The following is a 17,264-nucleotide window of genomic DNA, read 5'->3' as shown; positions in this document are numbered from 1 at the left end:
TACCCCACAATAGCTATTTAAAAGCCATTTTTCTTAAACCAAATTGACTATCGGTATTTTTATCTGTTTTTATTCGTTTCTATTTTTGTGATCCCGCTTTTTCAGAATTTGATTCAGGATGAATATGTAATCCCTCTTCATCAAATGAGCAATTTTGGATGGTAGGCCAATCAATTCCAAGATCAATGTCTCGTGCTTTAAGTGCGCTATCCATTTGAGCAAGCGCTTGATCAAGCTTCTCAATATGGTTGAGAAGTAGATTAATCGCATTCGCTTCTGGATCTTCTACCGCATGACTCATTCCATAGGCATTAAAGAGACGATTCGCGATTGCTTTTTTAAGATTGGGCGTATCGGGTTTTGAAATACGGGCCGGAATTCCAACTGCTGTTGTATTATCAGGTACCGATTTTACAACAACGGAATTTGCCCCAATACTTGCACCATTACCGATAGTAATAGGCCCTAACACTTTAGCTCCAGCACCGACAACCACATGATGACCAAGCGTAGGATGGCGTTTACCTTTATTCAGGCTGGTACCCCCAAGTGTAACGCCGTGATAAAGCGTGCAATCATCGCCAATAATCGCCGTTTCCCCAATGACAACCCCCATTCCATGATCAATAAAGAAGCGTCGGCCAATCTGTGCGCCGGGGTGGATCTCAATACCGGTTAAGAACCGGTTCCAAGTAGAGAGCCAACGGGCGAGTGTTTTGAGTTTCTTATGCCACAAACAGTGAGCAACGCGATGAAGCCAAATCGCCCAGAGCCCAGGATAAGCTAATAATACTTCAAAAGAGGATCGCGCTGCGGGGTCGATCTTTTTAATATTTTGAATATCTTCTCGAATGGTTTTAAACATAGTAAAAGGGTCTTTTGATGATTGTCTGTTATCGATTATCGATTTTTATTTAGTATATTGTGAATTGCGAATCGTTTGCTCAGTCTGTAGATTGTTATCCTATCGGTAGACAACTTATTCGAGTATCTATCGATTCTAATATTTGTTAGCACTATTATCTATTCTAATATTACTGCTAATACTACTGATCTTTAGCAATCGCTTTTTGCGAAGCAGTGAGAGCGCCCCGTAAAATATTGATCTCTTCTTGGGTTAATTCGGCCTTTTTATAGAGATGGCGAATTTTACGCATGAGGTGTTTAGGATTAGCCGGATCTAAGAATTGTGTCTCAATGAGAGATTGCTCAAAATGTTGAATAAAGCTCTCAAATGCCTCATCAGTTGCCGGGAGTTCCCCTACATAATGGGGTTTTTTAACTTTTTCGAGTCGGTCATCAATCACATTTTGCCGACGTAATTCATAAGCAATAATTTGAATGGCAGCTGCAATGTTAAGCGAATTATAATTATTTTCTGTAGGAATATAGAAGAGTGCCTGGCAAAGATCAACCTCTTCATTGGTGAGGCCGGTACGTTCGGTGCCGAAGAGAATCGCAATTTTAGCCTCTGGTTTTTCCCGTAATATCTCGTGAATTTGCAGTGCACCGGCTTCAATGGATTTCTCTTCTTTATTGATGTGGCGACTTCTTGCGCTAGTACCAAATACATAGTGGCAATCTTGAATCGCTTCACTTAACGTTTCGGTCACTTGAGCATTCTCTAGCACATCTAAAGCCCCGCTTGCTAGTGCGGTAGCCTCTTTACTTGGGAATTTTTTGGGGGAGACTAACGTGAGATTATAAAGTCCCATGACACGCATAGCTCTTGCTGCTGAGCCAATATTGCCGGGATGAGAGGTATTGACCATAACTACCTTAATGGCATCTAAAGCTGAAGGTGTACGATTCATTTTTGAGGTTGTGGTTTCTGTAGATTGAGTGGATGTCGGCATAAATAAGTAAGGTATTGTTTCAGATCTATTGTTGAAAGGATGATGGATAGATGAATATGGCCAGATGATTAGGGTTAATGATCTATGATCAGGAATTACAGGCTTCTATGATAGAATGTTGGCTAATATCGAACCGGAATCCATAACGTCATCCGTAGATCAATCTAAGGTAGCCGTATTGAAGCCGAAAGCGCTATTTTACTATATCAAGGATTGTAAGCGTTAAAGATTATAACAATTTTCTAAAGACAGGGGAGGCTTCTATGCCGAAAAACTTTTTTCAAGATCTTGCCGATAAACTTCAAGCATCTTTACCTGATGGTGTTAAAAATGCCCAGGGAGAAGCCGAACGATTAGTGAAAGAAGGTGTTGATTCTGCACTCTCAAACTTTAAATTAGTCCGTTATGATGAGTTTGAGATTCAGCAGAAAGTATTGCTCAAAACTCGAGAAAAACTAGAGGCTTTAACTAAGCGAGTGGAAGCGCTTGAAGCGTTATTAGCGGCGACGGCTGTTCAAAATAGCGATATTGTTATGATTGATGAGTCAATTAAGGTCTCAGAAGCGAAAGATGAGTCTATAGCAGTTACAGAAACAGTTGAAGTAAGTATTGTCACTACTGAAGATGCGTCGTTAGAGAAGAATGAAAAAGCGGGTGAAAAATTAGAGGGTAACTCTAGTGAGAAGTCTAGTGAAGAGCCTAATGAGAAGCCTAATGAAAATCTTAGCGAGAAACATTCACGTCAAGATTGAAAGGGTCTGTATTAGAACGATCCATAATTAGAATGATCAGCAGCAAATAGTAGAGATGAAGCATTTTAATATTCACTATTGCCGAAGCTTTAGATTGATATCTCATCTTTATTGTGTAATTTTTAGGGAATTTGAAATACCTATTGTTAAGTGATAAATCAAATAATTATCGATCAATATCATCTCTTAATCTACGTTATCTTCGAGTGTGAATTATTCTAAGTAGTAAAGAGCCCCCGTTTGAGCCTACCCAATATTTTATAAATAGAGTAAGATAGTGACTATTTAACTAATCTCAAAATTTTCATGGAAAAGGATGTGCAATTATGAGTCAAGCTCCTAAATATAAACGTATTTTATTAAAATTAAGTGGTGAAGCATTAATGGGAGATGGGGATTACGGGATCGATCCTGTAACAATTGGCCGCATTGCAGATGAGATTAAAGGCTTAAATCGTATCGGCGTCGAAGTCGGTGTTGTGATTGGTGGCGGTAATATTTTCCGTGGGGCCGGTTTAGCAGAAGCGGGGATGGATCGTGTTGCGGCTGACCATATGGGAATGCTCGCAACGGTTATGAATTCTTTAGCACTCCAAGATGCATTAGAAGCACGTGATGTGTATGTTCGTGTGATGAGTGCGATTCGAATTAATGAAGTGTGTGAAGATTATCTTCGTCGCCGTGCAGTGCGTCACCTAGAGAAAAAACGCGTCACTATTTTTGCGGCGGGTACCGGCAATCCATTCTTCACGACGGATTCAGCCGCAGCACTTCGGGCGATTGAGATTAATGCAGAAATTATGCTCAAAGCAACGAAAGTCGATGGCGTTTATACGGCGGATCCGATGAAAGATCCCTCCGCAACCCGTTATGAACATATCTCATTTACGGATGCTTTAACACAGAATCTCGGCGTGATGGATGCGACAGCACTCGTAATGTGCCGGGAAAATAATCTACCGATTAAAGTTTTCAATATTTTCAATGAAGGCGATCTATTAAAAGTGGTTTTAGGCGATAATGTTGGAACATTAGTATCTGAAGAGACACCATAAGTATAGAGATAATAATGGATTTATTATTGATCGATTATTGATGATCGACGAAAGATTGTAGCCTCTCATTTGAGAGGTTATTTGTCTTTATTATTTCTATAGTAAACTTGGTTTCAGAAAAGTGTTTTTATGTAGCGAGGATGGATCTTTAAAAGAACATCAAACCACATTAAATAGCATTTGCAAGATGCCGGATAGAATAGCTTCCTTACCTCGAGCAGCTGATGCGCCGGCATTTAAATGCGCTTATTTTGAAGCGATCTTACTATAAAATGTTTGTACTGATACAGGATAATCGTGAATGACAATCATTAATAGTTATCACTCATCAGTATCAATAAAGGCTATAATGATCTATTCATTATCTCTTGATTAATCGCTAAAATAGACTTGAATCAGGATATGTGACGGTATACCCCTATTTAATTATGCTAGAATGACAACATTTATGGCATATACCCTTATTATTTAATATAGAAAAAGAACTTGGAGAGTAATCAATGACACAAAATATTATTAAGGATGCGAAAAATCGTATGGAAAAATCTGTGGAAGCGCTTGGCGTTGCCTTAGGTAAAATCCGTACTGGTCGTGCGCATGTTTCAATTTTAGATCATATTGAAGTGGAATATTATGGCTCAATGGTGCCTTTATCACAGGTTGCGAACTTAACAGTGCAAGATTCTCGTACTTTAGGGATTTCACCATGGGAAAAGACAATGGTAGGCCCTATCGAAAAAGCGATTATCAATAGTGATTTGGGTCTAAATCCTGCAACAACCGGAACCTTAATTCGTGTGCCGTTACCGCCATTAACAGAAGAGCGTCGTAAAGAGCTTGTGAAAGTAGTGGGCGGTGAAGCGGAGCAGGCTAAAGTAGCTGTTCGTAATATTCGTCGCGATGCCAATAACCAAATTGCTGCGATGGAGAAAGCGGGAGAGATCTCTGAAGATATCCAACGTCGCGCTGAAGAAGAGATTCAAAAATTAACCGATACCACAACGAAAAAAATCGAAGAAGTATTGGCACAAAAAGAAGAAGAGTTAATGGAAATTTAACCACGTCAAGGATTAATAGTGAGCGAAAGCAACGCTAAATGCCGGCATGTGGCCATTATTATGGATGGTAATGGTCGCTGGGCAGAGAAGAATCGGTTAACCCGTGCTTTAGGTCATAGAGCAGGGGTTAAAGCCGTTAAGCGAAGTGTAGAAGCTGCCATTGCGCATCAGATAGAGGCGTTAACCGTCTATGCCTTTTCTACCGAAAATTGGAAGAGATCCTCTGAGGAGGTCTCTTTTTTAATGGATCTTTTTTATCAAACACTCGGGAAACAGCTCAAAGCATTGCATAAAGCCAATGTAAGACTCTCTTTTATCGGTGATTTGACAATTTTAGATCCTAAATTACAAACAAAGCTCGCAGAAGCGGTTGCCTTAACTGTCAACAATAGTGCGTTAGATTTAGTCGTGGCCATTAATTATGGCGGTCGTCAAGAGATTGTCCAGGCTTGCCAAAAATTAGCACTAAAAGTGAAATGTGGTGAGATTAACGCAGAAGAGATTACAGAAGATCTATTTGATCACTCTTTAGCGCTGAGTCATTTACCGCCGGTAGATCTTTTGATCCGCACGAGTGGAGAGCAACGTTTGAGTAACTTCTTGTTGTGGCAATTAGCCTATGCAGAGCTCTATTTCACTGAATGTCATTGGCCTGATTTTGATGAAGCTGAATTTGAAGCTGCATTAACCGCATTTTATCAGCGTGAACGACGTTTTGGGGGGAGATAATTTACTATGAAGCAACGAATCATTACGGGAACAATCGCCGGCATTATCGCATTATTAGCGATCCTATTTTTACCCACCTTTGCCTTTGCTTGGGTGGTTTTTGCCATTGCAATCGTCGGGCTCTTTGAATGGAGTCGTCTGCTTAAATTAGCAATGCCGGCAAAAGCGGTCTACCTAGTTGTGGGAGGTATCACACTGCTTTTAGTCACCGTCACAATGTTGATGGGGGTAAAAGAGAGTGTCGATGGTCTTTTAGTGGTCTATATTCAAAAGCACCCGCTCTTTTATGGATTGTTAGCTTTTATGGCTATTTTTTGGCTCTTTATGCCCTTTATTCTCTCGATTCATGCACGTAGACCGGTGGCATTTTTAGTCAATAGAGAGTTTTTATTTGTCGCAAGTATCTTAACGCTTGCTGCGTTGATGGTCACACTGGTGACGCTACAACAGAGTGTAATTCTGCTTCTATATCTTATTCTGCTAGTCATTATCGCCGATAGCGGTGCCTATTTTGTGGGGCGTAAACTCGGAAAGCATAAGCTTGCACCGACCATTAGTCCAGGAAAGAGCGTTGAAGGTGCAGTAGGTGGGATTGTATTAGGCATACTCTACGCATTTGTAGCTGTTTTATGGCTCTCAGGTGGTGAAAATCCCATTTTGATGACAGCTAATAAGACCTTATTAATCGTTAATTTTGTCTCCTTAAGTGCACTTGTGGTGATTGTTTCAATCTCGGGGGATCTCTTTGAAAGCGTTGTTAAGCGTCATGCGGGCATGAAAGATAGTGGAAATATTCTCCCGGGACATGGGGGGATTTTAGATCGTATCGATGCGTTGACAGCTGCAGCTCCGCTCTTTTTTGTAGGTCTGACCTTTATTTAAAGATCATTGTAAGGTTCTCCCTCAGAGTGCTTTTTCAAAACGCTATTTCAAGTACAGTAAAATTATGACAGATAAGAAGATAAAGCGTATCACGCTTCTCGGTGCAACAGGTTCTATTGGCGATTCAACGCTTAAAGTAGTGCGTAATAATCGGGATCGTTATCAGCTCTTTGCATTAGTGGCACAGCAAAATGTCACGAAAATGGTCGCGTTATGCCGAGAATTTACACCACAATATGCAGTATTAGCAGATCATCAAGCAGCAAAGCTATTAGCGGCGCAATTGCAAATAGAGAATATTAAAACAGAAGTTTTAGCGGGTGATGATGCTGTAATTGAGATGGTAGAAGCGCCGGAAGTGGATATTGTGGTTGCGGCGATAGTCGGCGCTAAAGGTTTTCTCTCTAGTTTAGCGGCCGCAAGAGCGGGTAAAACGATTCTACTTGCGAATAAAGAGACGCTTGTTGTAGGTGGAGCCCTCTTTATGAGGGAAGCAGATCGCTGTGGTGCCACTATTTTACCCATTGATAGCGAACATAATGCGCTGTTTCAATCGTTGCCAAAATCAGCAGATGGTGCATTAGCTTATGAGGGTGTAAGGCGGTTGATTTTGACCGCATCAGGTGGACCATTTCGAGGATATAGTGCTGAGCAATTAGCGAAGGTGACAGTAGAAGATGCACTAAAACACCCCAACTGGTCGATGGGCGCGAAGGTCACCATTGATTCTGCAACGCTGATGAATAAAGGATTGGAGTTTATTGAGGCTCATTTTATCTTTAATATGCCGCCGACAAAGATAGATGTTGTTGTGCATCCTCAAAGTATGATTCATTCACTCGTCGAATATGAAGATGGATCGCTGATTTCACAGATGGGTAGTGCGGATATGGCGATTCCTATTGCGCAAGCATTGGCTTATCCTGAACGAATTACTTCCGGAGCGAGTTTTTTAGATTTAACGAAGATGCCCCCATTGACTTTTGAAGCCCCTGATTTGACACTTTTCCCGGCACTTCGTCTAGCACAAGAAGCCTTAGTTGCAGGAACGGCACATTTAGTGGCTCTCAATGCGGCGAATGAGATTTTTGTGGCGAAATTTTTAGCGAAAGAGATCGGATTTACAGAGATTGCCCAAAATGTGGCACGTATTTTAGAGGGTGTCACAATCTCTGATTCTGATTTACAAGATGAAGAGGCTCTACTTGCCTTTGATGGGAAGATTAGAGCGGAAGCGGAAAATCTGTGTTAGATTAAGGCATTAATGACGAGATAAGGTAATGATGACATTTTTTAACTCTATTTTTGGTTTTCTAATTTTAATGGGCGTACTAGTTACGCTTCATGAGTTTGGGCATTTCTATGTCGCCAAGAAATTAGGTTTTAAAGTGCTCACCTTTAGTATTGGCTTTGGTAAAAAACTCTGGAGCCGGACAGGGAAAGATGGCGTTGAGTATCGGATTGGCTTGATTCCTTTAGGTGGTTATGTGGCAATGCTCGATGAGCGTGCGCACGAGGTGAAGCCTGAAGAACAATCATTAACCTTTAACGCTCAACCGCTTTGGAAGCGCGCTTTAGTGGTAGCCGCAGGCCCTGGAGTGAATCTGCTATTTGCCGTTATTCTACTTTTCGGTCTCTATCTTTATGGTCTACCTGCTCTGAAAGCAAAGATCGATACCCCTCCACCTGAATCGACTCTAGCGATAGCAGGATTTGAGCGGGGTGATGAGATCGTGGCAATTGAAGGGCAATCTGTGAAGACTTTTGAAGAGATGATGATGGGGTTTGTGGAGCATCTCAACGATGGTAAAGCGACAGTGGATGTGATTCGTGATGGACAATTAAGGTCATTGCAGATCGATATGGCAGAGCCACTCTATCTACGAGCCGGCGAATATGTCGATACACAATTAGGCGTGAAGCCTTATCTCCCTATTATTCCCTCAGTGGTCGGATTAGTGGTTGAAGGGGGCGCGGCGAGTAAGGCAGGCATCCAAAAGGGAGATCAAATTGTCGCAATCGAAGCAACCCCGATCGAGAGCTGGCAGCAATTACTAGGTTATATGCATCAATTAGGGCAGAATCAGTCTGATAATGAAATCCTCTTAAATGTGGCAGTATTAAGAGATCAGCAGATCTTACCGCTTACGATTCCATTGACACGAGATGAGGCGGGTTTTCGTTTAGGCGTTGGCACAGGGGAGCTCTCTCCTGAAACATTGGCAGAATTTGAGACGATTCGCACCTTGCAGCAATACTCTCCGCTAGATGCACTCGGCTATGCATTACAAGATACTTACCGCAATTCACTTCTGATTTTTAAGTTTATTAAACGAATGTTTACGGGAGAGGTGCATATCAATACGATGGCGGGTCCTGTAACTATTGCAGAAGTTGCCGGTGATCGTTTAAGTGCTGGATGGATCTACTTCATTCAATTAATGGCAATTTTTAGCGTTAATTTAGGAATTTTAAATTTATTACCACTGCCGGTATTAGATGGTGGACGATTAGTCGGATTTGGAATTGAAGCGGTTGTCGGTCGCGATAGAATCCCTAAAAAGCTCTCCTTATGGGTGATGCAAATCGGTGCATTATGCCTCTTTCTATTTATGGCATTTATCGTTTTATACGATATTACGAAATGGTTTTAAGAGGATAAATATTGGTTTTTTTGTAGTTATTCGGTATATTAACGCAGTTTATAGATGCATTTCTATGCCCTAATGATAGAGAATTTTAAAATGGCAATTGTCGATATAAAGAAAGTTTTATTTGCAACAAGTTTACTCTTAGGCTCCGCTGCTTTTGCACAAAAGTATGAAGTGAGAGATGTGCAATTAGAAGGTCTTGAGCAGATTAATCCTGGTTTAGTCTTTACGACTTTAGGATTAAATCCTGATGCAGATGTTCAAAGAGGAAACGTTAAGGATATTGTTGAAAGACTTTATGCGACGGGGCTATTTAAGAATATTGTGGTAAAAACAGAGAACGGGAGAATCCTAGGTCGTGTTATGCCACAATCGATTACAGTACAGGTTGCAAGACCGAAGCAGAGTTCAGTGCGTCAGGGTGGCGTCTTTGGAAATATTCGTACCGAGGCAAGTGAGCCTGAAATCGAATATGTATATGAAGAGATTCCTTGTACGATTGAAGATCCCCGTTGTCAGCCAAGAGAGCAGACAGTTCGTTCAAATCTTATTATTGAATTACAAGAGTTCCCTATGCTCTCTCGTGTCAGCTTCAATGGTAATCGGGATCTTAAAGACAAACAATTATCGGAAGTGGTCAGTGCAGCAAATTTAAGAGCTGGGGACACACTCAGTGAAGCTGCATTAGAAAATGCGAAAAATAATCTGCTTAAAGCCTATGAAACCCGCGGTAAATATGCGGTCAATATTGAGCCTAAAATTATTGAGTTACCTCGTAATAGAGCAGAAGTGCAATTTAATATCTCAGAAGGTAGAACGGGTCAGATCGAAAAAATCAACTTTACCGGTAACCATAATGTCTCAGATAGTAAACTATTAAGACAGATGCGTGTTCGAGAATCTAGCTTCAAAACACTCTTCTCATCGGCAGATCGCTACGATCCTTATACCATTCAGGAAGAGTTGGATAAAGTTCAAGATTATTATCGAAACAACGGTTATTTGAAAGCGGAAGTTAATTACTCAAGCGCAACGATTAGCCCTGAGAAAGATTCAGTCTATCTCGATATTGATGTGAATGAAGGCAAAAAATATCACTTCGGTACATTTGATATTGTCGGAAATTATCCAGCGGTTGATAAAGAAGAGTTGATGTCCTTGATCGATATTAAAGAGGGGGGTCTCTATCGTCTTCGCAATGTAACGGCAAGTATTAAAGCGCTACAAGATCGTTTAGGAGATGAAGGTTACGCGCAGGCGCGTATTAATGCGATTCCTAAAATTGATGAACAAAATGATACGGTCTCTTACTCATTTGCAATAGACCAAGGTGAGCGTGTCTACGTCAATCGTATCAATATTGAAGGCAATGATCGTACGCAGGATGAAGTATTCCGTCGTGAATTGCGTCAAATGGAAGGAGGACGCTTCGTTGCGAGTGATATCGAGCGCTCTCGGGTGAGAATTCAACGTTTAAGCCATGTTGAAGATGTGCAGGTGGCAACAGAGCCTGTAGCGGATGGAGTTGTAGATTTAACCTATAAAGTTAAAGAGCGCAGTGCGGGTTCAATTACTTTCGGCTTAAGCTATGGTATGGATAGTAAGTTTGGTATCAATGGTGGATTTAACCAGCCAAACTTCATGGGTACCGGTCATGAGTTGAATCTTCAAGCTGAAACGAATAGAAGCGGAAGTTACTACGGTATCGATTATATGAATCCATACTTCACTAAAGATGGATTAAGTGCCGGTGTTTCATTAGCGTATAACAAACAAAAACATGACTACGATGATACGGGGAACTATATCGCCGATGGTCTCTCGCTCATGTTTAACTTCGGTTACCCGATTAGTGAATATACTGCGATCCGTGCCGGAATCGGTTATGAACGCTTAAACCTCAAAACTACACACTCATCACCTGCTGAAGTTGTAGAAGCGATTAGTGGTGCTTATTGTGGTAATGGCGCATTCTGTCCAGATGGTACGCCGCTTTATAAGAGTAAGCGTAATCTCTATCGTGCAAATCTCGGCATCGTTCGTGATACCCGTAATAGAACGGTATTTGCCTCAGAAGGGACGCTCAATAGCGCAACACTTTCAGGAACACTTCCGGGTTCAACAGATCGATTCTATAAATTACATCTAAAACATCAGAGCTATTATCCATTAACGGATACAGAAGATTATGTCTTCTCTCTACGTGCTGATGCGATGGCGGGTTGGGGCTATGGCTCAACGAAGAATCTTCCTTTCTATGAAAACTTCTACGCGGGTGGTTTAGGAACTGTTCGTGGCTTCCGTGGAAGTTCAATTGGTCCTAAATATCCAGGCACTAATGATTCGAAAGGGGGCGCTTTCCGTTACAATGCAAGTGCCGAAATGATTATGAAAGTCCCGGGATTTGTTGACAGTAATAATCTACGTTGGAGCGTATTCTTCGATGCAGGTAACGTGACTTCGAAACCCAGTAAACCTGACTGGGGTGATGTGAAATATTCAGCCGGTATTAGCTTTGTATGGATCTCTCCACTTGGACCATTGGCATTCTCTTATGCAAAACCATTTAGAGTGAAAGATGATGATCGGGAGCAAAAATTCCAGTTCTCGATTGGTATTCCTTACTAATTTAATTGATGAAGAAATTGATGGCAAAGACACTATTTCGTAAAGGGGCAGCCGTCTGTATGATGGCTGCTCTCCTTATTTTCTCCCCCTTCACTTTTGCAAAAGAGCTACGGGTCGGCGTGGTGGATATTAATGTCCTACTTGAGAAATATATTGAAGAGAAGGATATCTATTCTCTGTTAAATGAGGAGTTTTTCGCCCGTGATCAATATCTTCTTAATAAGCGGGATCAGATCGAAAGCTTACGCCGTGAACTCATGAATAGTAGTGCCGAGCAGACAAATACCCGGGAGCTAGAGCGAACGATTGTTAACTTAGAGCGAGAATTTGTTCGCCTTAGTAACGATACCAGACAAGAATTTAATCTTCGTAAAAATGAAGAGCTCTACAAATTGCAAAGAGAGATCAATCAAGCGATCCTACAATATGCTAAAGACAATGATTATGATCTGATTTTAGAATCAGGTTTGCTCTTTGCCAAAGAGAGTCTCTACTTAACCGAGCCTATTTTCCAAACATTAGTCAAAGAACGACAGGAGTCCGCCCATGAAGCAGAGTAAGCAGATGAGATTACAAGAGATCTTTGATTATTTACGGAGAAAAGGGGAAGAGGTTACATTGCAAGGCGATGGTAATATTTTGATCGAAGGGCTCTCAACGATTCAACATGGGCGAGATCATACGCTCTCATTTTTTCATAACCCTCGCTACCGACAATATTTAGAAACGACAAAAGCAGCCGCCATTTTAGTAGATGCTCGTAATGTTGAACATGTGACACAGGCAGCGATTATCTGTGGGAATACGCATGTGGCTTGGGCTTATGTGACACAATTATTTCAAGAGGATTACCGGAGTTTTTCTGGAATTCACCCTACGGCTATTATTGCTGATAGTGCTGTAATCGAATCTGATGTAACTATTGGTGCTTATAGCGTGATAGGTGAACATGTGGTCATTGGTAAGGGAAGCTATATTGATGCACACTGTACCATTGAACGTAATGTCAGAATGGGGGAAGAATGTTATCTCTTTTCCAATGTGACGGTACGTTATGCCTGTCAGTTAGGGAATCGTGTTGTACTTCATCCCAATGCAGTGATTGGTGCCGAAGGTTTCGGTTTTGCACGGGGTAAATCGGGTTATATTAAGGTAGCGCAATTAGGTCGTGTGATTCTAGCAGATGATGTTGATATCGGGGCTGGAAGTTGTATTGACCGAGGGGCTATTGAAGATACGATTGTTGGGAGAGGTACTAAAATCGATAATCATGTCCAATTAGGGCATAACTGTATTGTCGGTGAAAATACTGTGATAGCCGGTTATACCGGTATTGCGGGTTCTACTGATATTGGCAATAATGTGGTCATTGGTGGCGGTGTCGGCATGAATGGTCATATGAAAATTGAAGATAATGTAGTGGTTACCGGTGGTACACAGGTGAGTCAACCACTGAAAGCGGGTAAGGTATATTCGTCAATCCCACCAGTTTTAGAGAACAAAGAATGGCGTTATAACAGCGCACGTATTAAACGGTTAGGCGATCTCTTTGATCGGGTAAAAGCGCTTGAGACAGAGATCAAGGCACTAAAAGACGAATAATTAAGGATAGAAAAGGGTAATATCACTAATAATATTACCAATAATACCGATTACCAATAATGCCGCGACTCATTTATAAACGGAATGTAAGTTGTGAGAATCAGAAAAACAGGTGAGATTTCACTATAGTTTTTCACTAGAGTTTTAATTAGGCTATTCAATAAACAATAAAGAAGAAATAAAGAGAATAATAATTATGAGCGATAATAAAGTCATTGATATCAACGAAATTATGCAGTACCTACCTCATAGGTATCCTTTTTTAATGATTGATCGGGTGCTTGATTACACACCGAATGAGACCTTACATGCTCGTAAAAATGTCACATTCAATGAACCTTATTTCCAAGGCCATTTCCCCGTTAAGCCCATTATGCCAGGCGTGATGATTTTAGAAGCGCTTGCGCAAGCAACAGGCATTTTGAGTTTTAAATCAGTAGAAGATTATGATTCAACAGATCAATCAATTTACTACTTTGTAGGAATTGATAAAGCGCGTTTCCGTCGCCCTGTAGAACCCGGCGATACACTTGACCTTAAAGTACAGTTCTTACGTGCTAAACGTGGTATTTGGGCATTTGAAGGCAAAGCCTATGTTGATGGACAGCTCGTTTGCCAAGCAGAATTAATGTGTACCCGTCGTGAGGCGTTTGAATAATGACAAATTCTCTCATTCATCCTACTGCGGTTATTGATCCTACAGCAGAGCTTGATCCTAGCGTTAAAGTTGGGCCTTTCTGTGTGATCGGGCCGGAAGTTAAAATAGGGCGTGGAACGGTACTCACTTCTCATGTGGTGATTCAAGGGCCGACAACTATTGGTGAAGATAATACTTTTTACCAATTTTGTTCTATTGGTGAAGTACCGCAAGATAAAAAATTTAAAGACGGCGATCGCGTTTTCCTTGAGATTGGGGATCGAAATACGATCCGCGAATATGTCAGCGTAAGTCGCGGTACGATTCAAGATCATGGTATTACCAAAATTGGGGATGACAACTGGATTATGGCGACTTGCCATATTGCCCATGATTGTATTGTCGGTAATCGAACGATTTTTGCTAATGGCGCTTCACTTGCAGGTCATGCAGTGATCGAAGATGATGTGATTTTAGGTGGTTACTCTATGATCTACCAACGTTGCCGTGTGGGTGAAGGAGCGATTACAGGGTTCTCATCAGGCATTCATCGTAATGTTCCCCCGTTTATTACGGCTGCGGGTTATCGCGCGGTTCCTTCAGGGATTAATGCTGAAGGTCTCCGTCGCCGGAATTTCTCAGCAGAGGCGATCAAAGCCACGAAAGAAGCCTATCGTTTTCTCTATCGTAAAGATCTTACGCTGCAAGACGCGATTACTGAGATTAAGGGATTAGTGGCAGAAGCACCGCATTTAGCGAAAATGGTGAAATTCTTAGAAGAGACAGAAGATCGCGGGATTATTCGCTAGAGAGTGTCAGTAAAGCGGTGATTTTAACAAAACAGGGATCTTGAAAAAGATTAGAAAATCAAAAAGATCGCACTATGAAGCGATGTAAAAAGAAAATAGGAAGAGGAAATAGGGGATAGATAGCGTTTTGGATCAACAATCCGACGTTTTATCAAAGGACTATTTTCTCTTTTTTGTTATCGAAGAGTAGGATGCGATTGATATAGTAAGAATGGTTCAAAATAAGCTTATTGAAATGATGGCGCATCGGTTGTAATAAGCAAGGAAGCCTTTCTATCAGGCATCTTGCAAGTGTTGTTTAGCAAAATTGATGATCTTTTAAAATCTCACTCGCTACTTAAAAATCATTTTTCTTAAGCCAAATTTACTATATTATCCCGATAATCGTAATAAGAAGTAGATTCATTGTAGGATATTTCAACATTCATTCAACTAGACAGAGGTATAACGATGCAACAAGGGGTAGATGATCAAGTGATGCAGGGTGCGCCTGTCTTTATGTTGGTGGCAGGTGAGCTATCCGGCGATCTACTTGGTGGCGGTTTGATCCGAACATTGAAGCAGGCTTACCCTGAAGCTTCTTTCTTTGGCATTGGCGGACCTGAGATGATGAAGGAAGGACTTGAATCTTTAGAGCCGCTAGAAACCTTGTCGATTATGGGGTTAGTGGAAGTGTTAAAAGAACTTCCGAAACTGTTTCGCGTAAAAAAACGATTAGTTGCAGCTGCAATATCCCGAAAACCTTGCTGTTTCATCGGTATTGATGCGCCTGATTTTAATCTACGCTTAGCGAAGGATTTAAAATCATTAGATATCACCACATTTCAATATGTCTCTCCCTCTGTTTGGGTTTGGCGTGAAGGTCGAGTAAAGGGAATCCGTAAAGTGATCGATCGAGTACTCTGTCTCTTTCCTTTTGAGGTGGACTTTTATCAGAAACATCAAGTGGATGCTGTCTGTGTCGGTCATCGGTTAGGGGATGAAATTCCTTTAGTGGTTGATTCCACACAAGCGCAACAAACTTTAGGATTGACGCCGGAAAATTCTGGTCTAAAAGTTCGTTATGTCGCTGTTTTACCGGGAAGTCGTCGAGGCGAGATTAGTCGATTATTGCCGATCTTTTTACAAGCGATGGAGTCGATGAGTCAACGAGATTCCTCTCTTCGATTTCTAATCCCGGCAGCAACGCCAGCGATCTATGAGATGATTATGACAATGGTTCACTCTATGCCTGCATCATTACAAGAGCGCATTGGTGTATTTCAGGGAGAATCACGCAATGTCATGGCCGCTTCTGAAGCCGTACTCTTGGCTTCAGGTACTGCGGCACTTGAGGCGATGCTGTTGAAGAAAACAATGGTCGTTTGTTACCGTTTCAATGCTTTTACTGCCTGGCTTGCGCCGAAGATTGTGAAGATTAGTCATTTCTCATTGCCAAATATTTTAGCAGGAAGCACTCTTGTGACGGAACTCTTTCAACAAGCGGTCACGCCGGAGAATATTGTCAATGAGATGGAGAAAGCGCTTGCGGACAATGAGGAGAATCGTACTAAAATTGCTAAATTTACAGCGCTTCATCAGGAATTACGTCGAAATGCCGATAGTGCAGCGGCGGATGCGGTGATTTCACTGCTCAAGCAGAGAAAGATTTTATAGTAATATCGGTTCAAAATAAGCTTGTTGAAATGTCGGCGCATCAGCTGATTGAGGCAAGGAAGCCGTTCTATCCGACATCTTGCAAGTGTTGTTTAGTACGGTTTTATGTTTTTTTAATCCGGCACTATAGCTGTCTAAAAAACATTTTTCTCAAACCATATTTACTATACCAAGTCTTGAATAGGCCGATCCTATAGCTCGATCAAATAACTCAGTCAAATAGCTCAGTCAAATAGTAACCTCATGCGGTGAATCCCGTTTAATTCAATATAAGAAGAGAATATATGCAACAGGAAGATTTAGCCCTTTTTACGATGGAATCCACTAAAGATAGTGGTGAGCCATTATGGATTGCCGGTGTTGATGAAGCCGGGCGTGGGCCTCTGTGTGGTGAGGTATTTGCCGCTGCTGTGATTTTAGATCCGGAGGTTGAGATCAGTGGTCTTGCTGATTCAAAAAAACTGACAGAAAAACGTAGAACTGCTTTAGCCCTTGAAATTAAGGCGAAAGCTAAAGCGTGGGCGATTGCTTCAAGCTCCGTTGAGGAGATTGATTCACTCAATATTCTGCAAGCGACTTTACTAGCTATGCGCCGAGCTGTTGAAGGATTAGCGATTCAACCTGATCTTCTTCGGGTCGATGGTAATCAAGATCCGAAGAGTGTTATTCCGGCAACTTGTATTATCAAAGGGGATGCACTCTTTGCAGAGATTAGTGCCGCGTCTATTTTAGCGAAAGATGCGAGAGATCAATCAATGTATGAAGCGGATCAAAATTATCCTCAATATGGCTTTGCGAAGCACAAAGGGTATGGCACAAAAGCGCATTTAGAAGCGCTGAATGAGTATGGTGCAACACCGTTACATCGAAGCTCTTTTGCTCCTGTGAGAAAAGTGTTAGAGAAATTTTCACAATAATAAACGATATCATTAAAATAAAAGAAAATATT

16 protein-coding genes are annotated in these 17,264 nt (G+C 41.4%); 14 read left to right on the top strand and 2 right to left on the bottom strand.

From position 1 onward, the window contains the following. Positions 1-79 precede the first annotated feature (79 nt). Positions 80-865 carry a serine O-acetyltransferase EpsC gene (gene epsC / locus DC083_RS01345; RefSeq protein ID WP_109188478.1) on the bottom strand — a complete coding sequence of 262 codons (786 nt, stop codon included), beginning with the start codon at positions 863-865 and terminating at the stop codon, positions 80-82. Positions 866-1,046: 181 nt separating this feature from the next. Further along, positions 1,047-1,856 carry an RNA methyltransferase gene (locus DC083_RS01340; RefSeq protein ID WP_229822074.1) on the bottom strand — a complete coding sequence of 270 codons (810 nt, stop codon included), beginning with the start codon at positions 1,854-1,856 and terminating at the stop codon, positions 1,047-1,049. A 263-nt stretch (positions 1,857-2,119) separates the two neighbouring features. Here DC083_RS01340 and DC083_RS01335 point away from each other — a divergent pair, with 263 nt between their 5' ends. The 14 genes from DC083_RS01335 (at position 2,120) to rnhB (ending at position 17,232) form a co-directional block, all read left to right on the top strand. Continuing rightward, positions 2,120-2,608, top strand: a complete 489-nt coding sequence (locus DC083_RS01335) for an accessory factor UbiK family protein (protein WP_109188477.1) — start codon at positions 2,120-2,122, stop codon at positions 2,606-2,608. A 326-nt stretch (positions 2,609-2,934) separates the two neighbouring features. Then, positions 2,935-3,663, top strand: coding sequence for a UMP kinase (gene pyrH, locus DC083_RS01330; RefSeq protein WP_109188476.1), 729 nt, complete (start codon positions 2,935-2,937; stop codon positions 3,661-3,663). A 500-nt stretch (positions 3,664-4,163) separates the two neighbouring features. Continuing rightward, a complete protein-coding gene (gene frr, locus DC083_RS01325) occupies positions 4,164-4,721 on the top strand; it encodes a ribosome recycling factor (protein WP_109188475.1) in 558 nt (185 codons plus the stop codon). 18 nt (positions 4,722-4,739) lie between these two features. Next, positions 4,740-5,450, top strand: coding sequence for a polyprenyl diphosphate synthase (gene uppS, locus DC083_RS01320; protein WP_268248483.1), 711 nt, complete (start codon positions 4,740-4,742; stop codon positions 5,448-5,450). A gap of 6 nt (positions 5,451-5,456) precedes the next feature. After that, positions 5,457-6,332, top strand: a complete 876-nt coding sequence (locus DC083_RS01315) for a phosphatidate cytidylyltransferase (RefSeq protein WP_109188474.1) — start codon at positions 5,457-5,459, stop codon at positions 6,330-6,332. Between the two features lie 64 nt (positions 6,333-6,396). Next, the gene (dxr, locus tag DC083_RS01310; RefSeq protein ID WP_189364513.1) at positions 6,397-7,584 is read left to right on the top strand and encodes a 1-deoxy-D-xylulose-5-phosphate reductoisomerase; all 1,188 of its coding nucleotides are present in this window, start codon (positions 6,397-6,399) and stop codon (positions 7,582-7,584) included. 28 nt (positions 7,585-7,612) lie between these two features. Further along, complete coding sequence (rseP, locus tag DC083_RS01305) at positions 7,613-8,986, top strand: RIP metalloprotease RseP (protein WP_109188473.1); 1,374 nt, start codon at positions 7,613-7,615, stop codon at positions 8,984-8,986. Between the two features lie 90 nt (positions 8,987-9,076). Then, on the top strand, positions 9,077-11,611 hold the full coding sequence (gene bamA, locus DC083_RS01300) for an outer membrane protein assembly factor BamA (protein ID WP_157954862.1): 2,535 nt from the start codon (positions 9,077-9,079) through the stop codon (positions 11,609-11,611). A gap of 20 nt (positions 11,612-11,631) precedes the next feature. Further along, entirely contained in the window at positions 11,632-12,171 is a 540-nt protein-coding gene (locus tag DC083_RS01295) for an OmpH/Skp family outer membrane protein (RefSeq protein WP_157954861.1), read from the top strand. After that, positions 12,158-13,213, top strand: a complete 1,056-nt coding sequence (gene lpxD / locus DC083_RS01290) for a UDP-3-O-(3-hydroxymyristoyl)glucosamine N-acyltransferase (RefSeq protein ID WP_229822069.1) — start codon at positions 12,158-12,160, stop codon at positions 13,211-13,213. The genes DC083_RS01295 and lpxD overlap by 14 nt, the downstream gene beginning before the upstream one ends. 193 nt (positions 13,214-13,406) lie before the next feature. After that, a complete protein-coding gene (fabZ, locus tag DC083_RS01285; RefSeq protein WP_373296733.1) occupies positions 13,407-13,871 on the top strand; it encodes a 3-hydroxyacyl-ACP dehydratase FabZ in 465 nt (154 codons plus the stop codon). After that, complete coding sequence (gene lpxA / locus DC083_RS01280) at positions 13,871-14,659, top strand: acyl-ACP--UDP-N-acetylglucosamine O-acyltransferase (RefSeq protein WP_109188469.1); 789 nt, start codon at positions 13,871-13,873, stop codon at positions 14,657-14,659. Before fabZ ends, lpxA begins: the two co-directional genes overlap by 1 nt. A 450-nt stretch (positions 14,660-15,109) precedes the next feature. Further along, positions 15,110-16,315 carry a lipid-A-disaccharide synthase gene (lpxB, locus tag DC083_RS01275; protein WP_229822066.1) on the top strand — a complete coding sequence of 402 codons (1,206 nt, stop codon included), beginning with the start codon at positions 15,110-15,112 and terminating at the stop codon, positions 16,313-16,315. Positions 16,316-16,629: 314 nt separating this feature from the next. Then, complete coding sequence (gene rnhB / locus DC083_RS01270; RefSeq protein WP_109188739.1) at positions 16,630-17,232, top strand: ribonuclease HII; 603 nt, start codon at positions 16,630-16,632, stop codon at positions 17,230-17,232. Positions 17,233-17,264: the final 32 nt, after the last annotated feature.

This window comes from Ignatzschineria ureiclastica, assembly GCF_003121845.1.
Lineage (GTDB): Bacteria > Pseudomonadota > Gammaproteobacteria > Cardiobacteriales > Wohlfahrtiimonadaceae > Ignatzschineria > Ignatzschineria ureiclastica.
This window is presented reverse-complemented; position numbering and strand designations above follow the sequence as displayed.